Source organism: Nocardia sp. NPDC049526, from assembly GCF_044465765.1.
In the GTDB taxonomy this organism is placed as follows: Bacteria; Actinomycetota; Actinomycetes; order Mycobacteriales; family Mycobacteriaceae; genus Nocardia.
Genome location: NZ_JBITMA010000008.1, coordinates 285,270 through 297,214 on the forward strand (window position 1 = coordinate 285,270; position 11,945 = coordinate 297,214).

The 11,945-nt window shown below is 67.7% G+C and carries 9 protein-coding genes; 4 read left to right on the forward strand and 5 right to left on the reverse strand.

Going from position 1 to position 11,945, the window contains the following annotated elements:
• Positions 1–17 precede the first annotated feature (17 nt).
• The gene (locus ACIBW7_RS25910; protein WP_397050526.1) at positions 18–3,557 is read left to right on the forward strand and encodes an AfsR/SARP family transcriptional regulator; all 3,540 of its coding nucleotides are present in this window, start codon (positions 18–20) and stop codon (positions 3,555–3,557) included.
• A gap of 47 nt (positions 3,558–3,604) precedes the next feature.
• Here ACIBW7_RS25910 and ACIBW7_RS25915 read toward each other — a convergent pair whose 3' ends face one another.
• The 5 genes from ACIBW7_RS25915 to ACIBW7_RS25935 all read right to left on the reverse strand — a co-directional run bounded on the left by ACIBW7_RS25915 (position 3,605) and on the right by ACIBW7_RS25935 (position 8,522).
• Positions 3,605–4,441, reverse strand: a complete 837-nt coding sequence (locus ACIBW7_RS25915) for an ABC transporter permease (RefSeq protein ID WP_397050528.1) — start codon at positions 4,439–4,441, stop codon at positions 3,605–3,607.
• Entirely contained in the window at positions 4,438–5,424 is a 987-nt protein-coding gene (locus ACIBW7_RS25920; RefSeq protein ID WP_397050530.1) for an ATP-binding cassette domain-containing protein, read from the reverse strand. The genes ACIBW7_RS25915 and ACIBW7_RS25920 overlap by 4 nt, the downstream gene beginning before the upstream one ends.
• 293 nt (positions 5,425–5,717) lie before the next feature.
• The gene (menE, locus tag ACIBW7_RS25925; protein ID WP_397050532.1) at positions 5,718–6,878 is read right to left on the reverse strand and encodes an o-succinylbenzoate--CoA ligase; all 1,161 of its coding nucleotides are present in this window, start codon (positions 6,876–6,878) and stop codon (positions 5,718–5,720) included.
• 356 nt (positions 6,879–7,234) lie between these two features.
• On the reverse strand, positions 7,235–7,627 hold the full coding sequence (locus tag ACIBW7_RS25930; RefSeq protein ID WP_397050534.1) for a VOC family protein: 393 nt from the start codon (positions 7,625–7,627) through the stop codon (positions 7,235–7,237).
• Between the two features lies 1 nt (position 7,628).
• A complete protein-coding gene (locus ACIBW7_RS25935) occupies positions 7,629–8,522 on the reverse strand; it encodes a 1,4-dihydroxy-2-naphthoyl-CoA synthase (RefSeq protein WP_397050536.1) in 894 nt (297 codons plus the stop codon).
• Positions 8,523–8,647: 125 nt separating this feature from the next.
• On the opposite strand from ACIBW7_RS25935, the gene ACIBW7_RS25940 reads away from it, so the two are divergent.
• The 3 genes from ACIBW7_RS25940 (at position 8,648) to menD (ending at position 11,885) form a co-directional block, all read left to right on the forward strand.
• The gene (locus ACIBW7_RS25940; protein WP_397050538.1) at positions 8,648–9,337 is read left to right on the forward strand and encodes a PaaI family thioesterase; all 690 of its coding nucleotides are present in this window, start codon (positions 8,648–8,650) and stop codon (positions 9,335–9,337) included.
• 86 nt (positions 9,338–9,423) lie between these two features.
• Positions 9,424–9,867, forward strand: coding sequence for a DUF6918 family protein (locus tag ACIBW7_RS25945; RefSeq protein WP_397050540.1), 444 nt, complete (start codon positions 9,424–9,426; stop codon positions 9,865–9,867).
• Positions 9,868–10,241: 374 nt separating this feature from the next.
• Positions 10,242–11,885, forward strand: coding sequence for a 2-succinyl-5-enolpyruvyl-6-hydroxy-3-cyclohexene-1-carboxylic-acid synthase (gene menD / locus ACIBW7_RS25950; protein ID WP_397050542.1), 1,644 nt, complete (start codon positions 10,242–10,244; stop codon positions 11,883–11,885).
• Positions 11,886–11,945: the final 60 nt, after the last annotated feature.

Sequence of the window (11,945 nt, forward strand, 5' to 3'; positions counted from 1 at the left end):
CATACGATAACCACGGAATGTTTCCCGATCAGAGCGGCCCGAACGGCCGAAGTCAAACCCTGACGACGCCCGCAGGCGAATCGGTCGTAGTGGCCCTGCTGGGCGAAATCGCGCTACGCCGAGACGGCACGCTCGCAGCACTACCCGGGGCACGGTCGCGACTGCTGCTCGCCGCGCTGGCCCTACGTCCCGGCCGCAGCCGCAGTGCCCAGGCGCTGATCGATGAGGTGTGGGGTGAGCAGCCGCCGCGCGCGCCGATGAACGCGCTGCACACCCAGGTGTCGCGACTGCGCGCGGCGCTACCGGATGCGGCGCTGGAGATCGGCCCGGCGGGCTACCGCCTCACACTGACCGCCGATCAGGTCGATTTGACCCTCGCGGACGACCTGGTGCGCGCGGCTCGCGCCAAGCAGGCCGACGGCGACCACGCCGGATGTCTGGAGGTGCTGACCCAGGCCAGATCGCTCTGGCGCGGCGAGCCCGGTGCCGACCTACCCGCGGGCGACCTCGCCGACGAACTACGCGCTGCGGCCGCCCACCGCTGGTCCGAACTGGAGGCGATCGAGGTCGCCGCCCGGGTCGCCGGCGGTGATCTCGACGGCGCGGTGGCGATCACCCGCCGCACCGCGGCCGCCAAGCCGCTCGACGAGGCCGCGCACGCCACCTTGATGCGATTGCTCGCCGCGGCCGGTCGGCCCAACGAAGCCCTCGATGTCTTCGCATCGATTCGTGGGCGACTTGTCGAAGAACTCGGCGCGGATCCGGGTCCGGCGCTGGTCGAGCTGAATACCGCGATCCTGCGGGGTGATCCGGTGCCCGGATTCGCATCGCGGACCGATCATGGTGGAGTCGAACCGAAGCCGACGCCCGCCGTGAATTCGGTCACACCAGCTGATTCCGCGGTAGCGGATTCGGTCGCACGGTATTCCGCAGGCCGGACGGCACTGGATTCGATTGGACGAGTTTCGGATTCGGCCGCCGCGGTGCCGTCGAGTGCCCGCTCCGCGATCGGCCTGCGCGCGGCTCCCAATGCCCTGCTCGGACGTGCCGACGATCTGGACGCGCTCGAGCAACTACTGCACCGCTCCCGGGTGACCACCGTCCTCGGCCCCGGCGGCACCGGAAAGACCAGGGTGGCCAACGAATTGGGCGCACGGGTCGCGCGCAGCGAATCCGTGGTGCTGGTCGAGTTGGCGTCGGTGCGGTCCGATACGGCCGCCGACGCGGACCCGCGCGCCGATGTCGAGGCCGCGATCAGCACCACGCTCGGTCTCGGCGAGATCGTCCGGGAGACGGCGTGGCGGCGCTCCACCGGCTACAGCGATGCCGGTCGTCGACTGCGCGATGCGCTCGCTGCCCGCCCGACACTATTGATCTTGGACAACTGCGAGCATCTGATCGACGCGGTCGCCGAGGTCGTCGCCGACCTGGTCGGCAGCTGCGACCAGCTCAGTGTCCTCACCACCAGCCGAGCGCCGCTGGCGATCACCGCGGAAACGGTCTACCCACTGGCACCTCTGGCAATCGACGCGGCCGGGTCGCCCGCCACCGAGCTGTTCATGGCCAGAGCGCGTGCGGTGCGGCCGACAGTCCGTCTGGATCCCGAGGTGGTGGCCCGGCTGTGCGGCACACTGGACGGCCTGCCGCTGGCCATCGAACTCGCGGCCGCCCGCGTGCGGACCATGAGCGTCGAGGAAATCGAAACCCGCCTGGAACACCGATTCGCCTTGCTGCGCAGTGGAGATCGCTCCTCGCCGGAACGCCACCGCACCTTGCATGCGGTGATCGCATGGAGCTGGAATCTGCTCGAGGAGCCGCAACAGATCGCCTTGCGCAGGTTGTGCCGCTTTCCGGCCGGGTTCACCCTCGATGCCGCCGAAGTGGTGGCGGGCGGCCCCGACGTCGACGATGTGGCCACGGCCGTGGACGGACTGGTCGGCCAATCGCTGCTGACCGTCCTGGACGACGATGAGGGCCTGATCGGCACCCGCTACCGGATGCTGGAAACCGTTCGCGAATTCGGTGAGGAACAGCTCGCGCTGACCGGATCCGATGCGGCGGCGGGCATTTCGGGTGCGATCGACGAGCGTCCCGTGGTGATGGATCGCATGTCGCGCTGGGCCCGTGACTATTCGATCGCCACGGTGCACCGCTATGTCTCCGACGAGCAGGTGGCCACCGTGCTCTCGGTCGGTGCGGAACTCGACAACCTGGTCGCGGTGCTGCGATATGCGTTGGAGCGCAGGGACGCCCGCACGGTGTACCGGGTCTTCCCGGTTGTGGGCACGATATGGGTGATGCGTGGCGCGCATATGGAGCTGAGCGGTTGGGCGCGCCGGATTCTGACCCTGGCGCCCGAACCCGGTCCGGTGCGCGGTCCGGTCGCCGATCTGCAGATGCTCGCGCACCTGCAGATCGGCATGCACGTCGTGTTCCTCGGCGCCGACCTGCGCGGGGTGGCGACCACGCGGGCCAGGATCCGTCGATTGCTCAGCACCGCAATCGATCTCAATGGTGGAGCGCGCTTTCTCGGCGCTATGGCCTGCGGGGATGCCTCGGGCTCGGACACGCCGAGGCGATTCGCGGACGGCGCCCGGTCGCCGGACCCCGTGGTGCGCGGCGCGGCGGTATTCATGCGCGCGAATATCCGGGAAAACGCGGGCGATGTCTACGGCTCCACCAGGGACGCGAAGGCTGCCTTGCAGCTGATCGAGGGCCGCGATGTCTGGGGCACGGCGATGGTCACCCAGCATCTCGGGCAGCTGGCCGGACAGACCGCGCACTATGCCGATGCGGTGGATTATTACCGTCGGGCCGCGGAACTGTTGCGGGAGTTGCGTGCCCACGAAGAAGCTGTCGAGATGCGCAGCTATCTCGCGGTATCGCTGATCGGCACGGGTCGGCTCGCCGAAGCGCGGCGGGAGTTGGGCTTCGCGCTCGGTGCTGCGGATGGTGATCCGGCGCACGGTACCGCGATCGAAGACCCGCACATCCGACGCAACCACCGCCTGGCACCGGTTGTCATCGGAATGGCGGAACTCGAACTGGCCGAGGGCGATATCGACGCCGGGCTGCGCCACTATCGTCGGGCACTCGACCTGTACGGCTGGCCCGATGACGAACCGATGCCCGGTCCGGGCATTCTGATGACCGCGAGCGGGGCGGTGGACGCGTACGTGTTGCACGGGCGGGCGGCGGAGGCCGACGATATCGCGCGCACGCTGCTCCGCCTCGCGATGGGCCGACTCGGGCAGTTCTACGACCTGCCGCAGATCGGTGCGGTCGGCAACGCGGTCGGAACGTTTTGTCTCGCGGTCGGACGCGATTCGGCGATCGGCCTGGAATTGGTGTCGCTGGCCGGCAAAGTGGTGGCGCGACAGGATAATCCGTCGGCTGATTTGCGGCGGCACGCGGCACTGCACCGAACAACGGTGGGGGACGAGCGCTTCGACGAAGCAGTGACCCGGGCCGACGGGATGCGTCGACGGCAAGCTGCGGCGCGGATTCTCGAACTCCTGCAGGAACTGTCCTGGGACAACGAGAATCGCGGTGGGTGACTTGTCGTCTCCCACCGCGACTTCGGGTAGCGGTCAGACCTGAGTGGTCAAGCTCGGCGCATGTAAGCCCGGACCGCGAGCGGTGCGAAGATCACGATCACGACCACCGAGCCGACCAGTGACCAGACCAGATCGCTGCTGTAGACGTTGCCGTTCATCAACTCTCGGGCGGCATTGACCATGTAGTAGATCGGGTTCGCGTGGTTGATCCCCTGCAGCCAACCGGGCATGGTGCTGACCTGTGCGAACGCGCCGGACATAAAGGTCAGCGGGAACATGATCATCATCGAAATGCCCTGCACGCCGGCGGCGCTCTTACCCGTGACGCCCACGAGCGCCCAGATCCAGCTCACCGCGAACGAGCAGAAAATCACCACCAGACCGGCGACCACGACCCCGACGAACCCGCCGCCGGGACGGTAGCCGAGGCACAGACCGACGACCACGGTGAGCACGGTCGCGAGACTGTAGCGCACCATATCGGCGATCAATGCGCCCGCGAGCGCCGAAATGCGGGAAATGGGTAGGGATTTGAACCGGTCGAAGACGCCCTTGTCCATATCCTCACGCAGCTGGGTACCGGTGACGACGGAGGTGAGGACCACGGTCTGCACGAGGATGCCCGGAATCAGGATCGGCAGGTAGGCGTGCACGTTGTGCGAGATCGCGCCGCCGAAGATGTAGGCGAACAGCGCGGTGAACAGAATCGGCTGAATCGTCACATCGAACAGCTGTTCCGGATTGTGCTTGATCTTCATGATGCCGCGGTAGGCCATCGTGAACGAGGTCTCGACGGTCCGACGGAGGCTGATCTTGTTGCTGGCCTCCGGGATTGCGGTCGGCGCGGCGTGGCGCGCCGGGGTTGGTGCGGTGATGGTGGTCATGCCGCGCTCCGTTCCGAATCGTTGTCGTCGGCCGGGTGGCCGGTGATGGTGAGGAAGACCTCGTCGAGGCTGGGCTTGGTGACGGTGATCTCGTCGATCGCGATCTCCCACTCGCGCAGGCGGATCAGCAGATCGGCGGTCATGCCCGCGTCCGCAAGCGGCGCGGTGAGTCGTCCGGCCTCCGGCGTGATCTGGGCGTCGACGCCGAGGAAGTCACCGACAACTCGGCGGGCCTCCTCGAGCTGGGCCCGGTCGACCAGGGTCAGATGCAGTGAGGAGCCACCGACCGAGGCCTTGAGTTCGTCGGCGGTGCCGTCGGCGATCACCTTGCCGTGGTCGATGACGGCGATCCGGTCCGCGAGCTGATCGGCCTCGTCCAGGTACTGCGTGGTGAGCAGCACCGTCGCGCCCTCGCGGACCAGACGGCGGATGGTCTCCCACATCTGGGCGCGGGTGCGCGGATCGAGGCCGGTCGTCGGCTCGTCCAGGAACAGCAGCGGCGGTGTCGCGATCAGGCTGGCAGCCAGATCGAGACGGCGTCGCATACCGCCGGAGAAGTTCTTCAGCGGCTTGTTCGCAGCCTCGGTGAGGTCGAACTCCTCCAGCAGTTCGACCGACTTGCGCCTGGCATCGATCCGGCCGAGGCCGAGCAGGCGGGAGAAGATGATCAGATTTTCGGTGGCCGTCAGGTCCTCGTCGACCGAGGCGTACTGCCCGGTGACGCCGACCAGCGACCGGACTGCCGTCGGTTCCGCGACGACGTCACGGCCGAAGATGCGGGCGCTGCCGCCGTCCGGGCGCAACAGGGTGGCCAACATGCGGATGGTCGTGGTCTTGCCCGCGCCGTTCGGGCCGAGCACGCCGTAGACCGAGCCCTGCGGAACCGCCAGGCTCACACCGTCGACGGCGCGTTGTTCCCCGAACACCTTGACCAGGCTGTCCGCCTCGACGGCGAGCGCTGAAGTGGGTGTGTAAGAAGTCATGCACAAGACTTTGGGGTCCGCGTCTTGCACGATCCTTGCACCGCGGTGTCACCGCACTCTTGCACCCACTTGCATGTTCGTGTGCCCCCCGGCAATACGAGCCTGCTCGGGGGAGGTACCGGGCACACGCCTGGGCGTCACCTGGGCAATCGTGGGCGATGCCGCGGCCATGCGTGTCCGGCGGCTGCGAGCCGGTCGGGCTTGCCGCGCTCATCAGCTTTGTCCGGTGCCCGACTCGAGTCGTTGATCGTCGACCGCAGTGGGTGCCACGGATTCGGCCGCGGAACCCGGTGTCAGTGCGTCGACTCCGCGAGGAGATGCTCACGGAGTTTGACGCGGTCGGGTTTGCCGGGGCCGCGCAGCGGGAGCTCGTCCAGCAGCGCCAGCTCGCGCGGTGCGGCGATGGAATCGAGTTCGCGCACGACGTGATCGCGCAGTTCCTCGAGGGTCGGGTTGGCGCCAGGGGCGGGCACCACCGCGACCGCGACCCGCTGGCCGAGCCGATCGTCGGGCAGACCGAGCACCACGCATTCGCTGATGCCGGGATGGGTGATCAGCACGGCCTCGACGACCTGCGGGATGACCAGCAGTCCGCCGGTCATGATGGCCTCGTCGAGCCGTCCGCTGATCCTGAGCACGCCGTTCTCGTAGGTGCCCGCGTCTTCGGTGCGGAACCAGCCGGGTTCGGCGAACGCGGGATGGTCGGGCTGGCCGCGGTAGCCGATGGCGATCATCGCGCCGCCGAGCAGTACGCGACCGTCCTCGATACGAATCTCGGTGCCGTCGAGCGGAACTCCGTCGTACACACAGCCGCCGCAGGTTTCGCTCATGCCGTAGGTGCGAACGACGTTGATACCGGCCGCTTTCGCGCGTTCGTAGACCGGCGCGGGAGTGGCCGCCCCGCCGACGAGCACGCCGTCCAACTGGGCAAGTGCCGCCGCGGCGGTGGGCGCCTCCAGCGCCTTGATGAGCTGGGTCGGTACCAGTGCGGTGTAGCGGCGCTCACCGCGCATACCCGAAATCGCGCCGGCCAGCGCCTCGGGGAGGAATCCGCCGGAAACGTCGAGCACGCTGGGTTCGGTACCGGCCAGAATGCTGCGCAGCAACACCTGGATGCCCGCGATGTGATGGGTCGGCAGGGCCAGCAACCAGGTGCCGGGACCACCGAGTCGATCGTGTGTCGCAGTCCCGCTGGCCCGCAGCGCGGCGGAGCTGAGCATGGCGCCCTTCGGCACACCGGTGGTGCCGGAGGTGGTCACGACCAGTGCCGCCTCGTCATCGATCAGCTCGCCGGGCGATAGTGCATCGCTCAGTCGCCGGGCCTCCCGACGGTCGCTGGTCGGTATCGGCAACCACGCGGGGCCGTTGCCCTCCAACACTTCTCGCAGATGCGGCATGACATCGCCGAGCCCGGATCCGGTCGGCATCGGCAGCGTCCGCAGGGTGCGGCTCATGATTTCGCCCCCGTCGTGCGCGACCGCACCTCGCTGGTGCTCGGCGCCGTCGTGCGCAGGCGCGCTGTGTTCATGGTTCGCTCGCTGCGCTCCCTCACGAGTCTGATCGTGTCATGTCAACATGACCGCACGCGGCAGGGGTCGGTTTGCTGGGGCGGCGCGCTGGGGGTTCGGCCGCGTCAGGGGAGAAGAAGTCGGGTACGCCGGACATCGAGACTGCGATTCACTCGGAGGACGGTACTCAGCGGTGCTCACCCGGACGTCGGCGGTCGGGAGGTCATCCGTGGTTATCGTCCTCGCCGGGGTCGGCATTGGCAACTCGAGCCGGACCGGCCGCGCCACCGCTGCCGGCGTGATCAGTCCGGTGACCAGCGCGAATCCCGCCGGATCGGATGCTCGGCGGGAACTTCGACCAAAACGATCGGCACGCCGTCCGGATCGCGCACCCACATTTCGATCAGTCCCCACGGCTCGCGCACCGGCTCGCGCTCGATGCGGATCCCCTTCAGCGCAAGCTCCGCCGCCGCGTCCGAAATGTCGCGAACCTGCAGCCAGAGCGCGCCCTCGAAGGTGGTCGATTTGCCCGATCCGCCGTGCGCGGCCACCTCGATCAGCGACTGTCCAGCGAAGAAAACCGTGCCGCCCGGATACTCGCGCGCGATGGCCAAGCCGAGTCCGTCGCGGTAGAACGCGAGGGTTGCCCGGTAGTCGGCGGGCCGCAGGATGACTCGGCTGCTGAGGATGTCCATGTCAGAAGTACCAGGGGTAGGGGGCCCAGTCCGGCTTGCGCTTTTCCAGGAAGGCGTCGCGGCCTTCGACCGCCTCATCGGTCATATACGCCATCCGGGTGGCCTCGCCCGCGAAGAGCTGCTGACCGACCAGACCGTCGTCGAGCAGATTGAACGCGTACTTCAACATGCGCTGGGCCTGTGGGGATTTGCCGTTGATATCGGCGGTCCACTCCAGTGCGACATTTTCCAGTTCGGCGTGATCGACGACCTTGTTCACCGCGCCCATCTGATGCATTTCCTCGGCGGTGTAGGGACGGCCGAGGAAGAAGATTTCCCGCGCGAATTTCTGGCCGACCATTTTCGCGAGATAGGCGCTGCCGTAACCGCCGTCGAAGCTGCCGACATCGGCGTCGGTCTGCTTGAACCTGGCGTGCTCGCGGCTGGCCAGAGTCAGATCGCAGACCACGTGCAGACTGTGCCCGCCGCCCGCGGCCCAGCCGTTGACCAGCGCGATGACCACCTTCGGCATGAACCGGATCAGCCGCTGCACCTCGAGGATGTGCAGGCGGCCCGCGCGCGCCTGGTCGACGGTGTCCGCGGTCTCGCCATCGGCGTACTGGTAGCCGCTGCGGCCACGAATGCGCTGGTCGCCGCCCGAGCAGAAGGCCCAGCCGCCGTCCTTGGGGCTGGGACCGTTGCCGGTGATCAGCACCGCGCCGACGTCGGGGGTCATCCTGGCGTGATCGAGCGCGCGATAGAGCTCGTCGACCGTATGCGGGCGGAACGCATTGCGCACCTCCGGCCGATCGAAGGCCACCCGGACGGTGCCCTGCTCGATATGCCGGTGATAGGTGATGTCGGTCAGGTTCTCGAACCCTGGAACGGGCCGCCACAGCTTCGGATTGAACGTCACCCCAGTGATTATTGCCCCCACCGATGTTTCGGATGCCAGCGACTTCCATGCGAACTTCTACGGTGCCGATTCCATTACTCGGCGGTACGACTTGACGGTGTATAACAACGCGATACCGTGCAGGTATGAGCGAGGCAGTGAAACGGGTTCCAGAGCGCGTTGTCGGGCGGTCCGGTCCACGCATCGACGACAGCGCGGTGGACGAATCCCGGTACGAGAAGCACGGCGGCTTCCCCAAGGTCTCCCGAGCGCGAGTCGGCGCCGACTTCGGCCCGTTCGTCGAGGCCATGCGCACGCTGCAGGATCTGGTCGTCTCCGTGGACGCCCCCGACGAGATCTACGGCGAGGCACTCGACCTGGCCCGCGAACTCATCGATCTGCTCGAGCCGTATCGCGCACCCGAACTGCAGGGCCCGGCGGGCCGCGCGGTCGAATTGCCCGGGCGCGGCAGCCTTTTGCTGCTGCCGTGGCAGGTGGTCGAGGCCGGACCCGACGGCATCGTGATGACCGGTGAATTCCGTCGCTTCCATCTCGGCGGCAACGGCGCGGCACACGGCGGCGTGCTTCCACTGCTCTTCGACGATCTGCTCGGGATGATCGTGCACTACGCCGGTCGGCCGATCAGCCGCACCGCTTATCTGCATGTGAACTATCGCAAGATCACTCCGCTGGAGACGCCGCTGACCGTGCGGGGTCGCGTCGATCGCATCGAAGGCCGCAAGACCTTCATCACCGCGGAACTGGCCGATGAGCTGGGCAATGTCCTCGCGGATTGTGAAGGATTGATGGTCCAATTGCTCCCGTGGCAGCCGTAGCCTGATGAGTGCCGTGTGACTCTGCGCACCAGTGCGTATAGTGACGTGCGCTCGTTCAAAGACATCGATCCCGGAGGAACCTGAAAGTGGTTGCAGCACTGTCTGAATCCCTGCTCGACGACGCAAAGCGCTCGGCCTTCCTTGCCGATGCCAAGGAGGTTCTGGACGCCGAGGTGTCGGACAAGGGTGGTGCGTCGGGCCTGGCCGTCAAGGGTGGCTACGCGGCGGTCAAGAAGATCAGCCCGTCCATCGTGCCGGACGCGCTGGAGTCCTTGGCGCCCAAGCTCGTCTCGCAGCTGGAGCCGTTCTGGCAGGAATACTCGGCGACGGGGTCCGGCCAGTTCGCCGACCTGCTGGTCGCCAAGTCGGATGAGGTCGCCGAGGCTTTGCTCGCGGTGACCGACGCGCGTGCCGACGCCTCGACGCGTCCGGCGCTGAAGAAGGTCTACTCGTCGATGCGTTCCTCGGCCAAGAAGAACGTCATCGAGGCCCTGCCGCGGCTGGGCGACCTCGTGCAGCGGCACGCCTGAGTTGGATTGCGGCGCCACGGCGCCGCGTATCGCGCTCATGCCTGCGCCTCGCTAACGCTCGGCTCCGGCATGACCGCGTGGGCGGCTGTGTTTTTGTCGCTCACCGCGTTTGCTCATGGGACTCGCTCCGTGGTGGGTGCGTCGGCGACGCTCATTGTCGCGCATGGCGATTCGGCCGACCACGGGCGCTGAGCGCCCCGCGTCCGGTGGTGGACGCGGGGCGAAATTCCGCCAACCCCCGACAGTGTGAGGGAACGCAGCGAGCGAACCAACGGCACAGCGCCCGCTGGGCACAATGGTGCCGAGCACTAGCGAGGTGCCACTGTGAGCAGGGTGACGAAGACGTCGAAGCAACTGTCTGAGAGGCTGGAGATGTGAATCCGTCTACAGCACAGGCGCAAGTGGTCGTTGACGAGCTCGCGCGCGGGGGTGTGCGGGACGTCGTTCTGTGCCCGGGGTCGAGAAACGCGCCCCTGGCATTCGCGCTGCAGGCGGCCGATGCGGCCGGCCGACTCCGCCTGCATATGCGCATCGACGAGCGAACTGCGGGCTTCCTGGCCATCGGTCTCGCCATCGCCAGTCGACTGCCGGTTCCGGTGGTGATGACCTCGGGGACCGCCGTCGCCAATCTCGGCCCCGCCGTGCTGGAGGCGAACTACGCCCGGGTGCCGTTGGTGGTGCTGAGCGCCAACCGGCCCTACGAAATGCTCGGTTCCGGCGCCAATCAGACCGTCGAACAGTTCGGGCTGTTCGGTAGCCAGGTCCGCGCCTCGATCAGCCTCGGACTCGCCGAGGAGGAGTCGGGCACCGATGGCGGCGGGTCCTACGGCCAGCAGAACAGCCAGTGGCGTTCGGCCGTCTGCCGGGTGCTCGCGGCGTCCCGCGGCACCCGTTCCGGCAATGCCGGGCCGGTGCATTTCGATATTCCGCTGCGCGAGCCGTTGGTGCCGGATCACACGCCGGACGAGTGGGCGCCCCTGGGCCGCCCCGGTGGCGAGGCGTGGACGTGCACCCGGTACGCGACGCTCGATGTACCGCTCGACCTCGACCTGACGCCCGATACGGTCGTCATCTCCGGCCATGGCGCCGGCTTGCGACCGGAACTGGCCGAGTTGCCGACAGTGGCCGAACCTACGGCCCCGATGCACGGTCCGTCCCTGCATCCGCTCGCCCTGCCGCTGCTGAAGCCGCGGCAGGCGATCATCACCGGGCGGCCGACGCTGCATCGTCAGGTCGCGAAGGTGCTCGCGGATCCGGCTGTGACCGTCTACGCACTCACCACCGGCCCGCGCTGGCCCGATGTCTCCGGCAATGTGGTCGGCACCGGTACCCGGGCGGTTACGACGGGTGCTCCGAGTGTGGACTGGCTCGCGTACTGCCGCGAACTCGATGCGAAGGCCGTTCAGGTCGTTCGCGCCGAACTGGCCAGCCACCCGAAGCCGACCGGACTGCATGTCGCCGCGGTGGTGATGGACGCGTTGCGCGAGGGCGATCAGCTGCTGCTCGGCGCATCCAATCCGGTGCGTGATGCGGCCCTGGTCGCGCCTCCGCGGCCGGGCGTCCAGGTGCTGTCCAATCGTGGCGTGGCCGGTATCGACGGCACCGTTTCCACGGCCGTCGGTGCGGCACTGCACCACACCGGGCGAACCATCGCGCTGATCGGTGACCTCACCTTCCTGCACGACGCCTCCGGCCTGCTCATCGGCCGCGGCGAACCCCGCCCCGCCGATCTGACCATCGTGGTCGCCAACGACGACGGCGGCGGCATCTTCGAACTCCTGGAACAGGGCGATCCGCAGTACGCCGGTGTTTTCGAGCGCGTCTTCGGTACGCCGCACGGGATGGATCTGGCCGCGCTGTGTGCCGCCTACCGGATTCCGCACAAGCAGGTCGATACCGAGCAGTTGGCGGTCGAGTTGACCGGACACGCGCACGGGTTGCGGGTGCTCGAAGTCGCGACCGAGCGTTCCAGTCTGCGGGAGTTGCACGCGACGGTGCGGGCCAAGATCGCGCCGTAAGCCGAGACCGGCTCTGAGCGCGCAGCTTTCGGCCGGTACGGCGGAATCGCCGGATCGGAG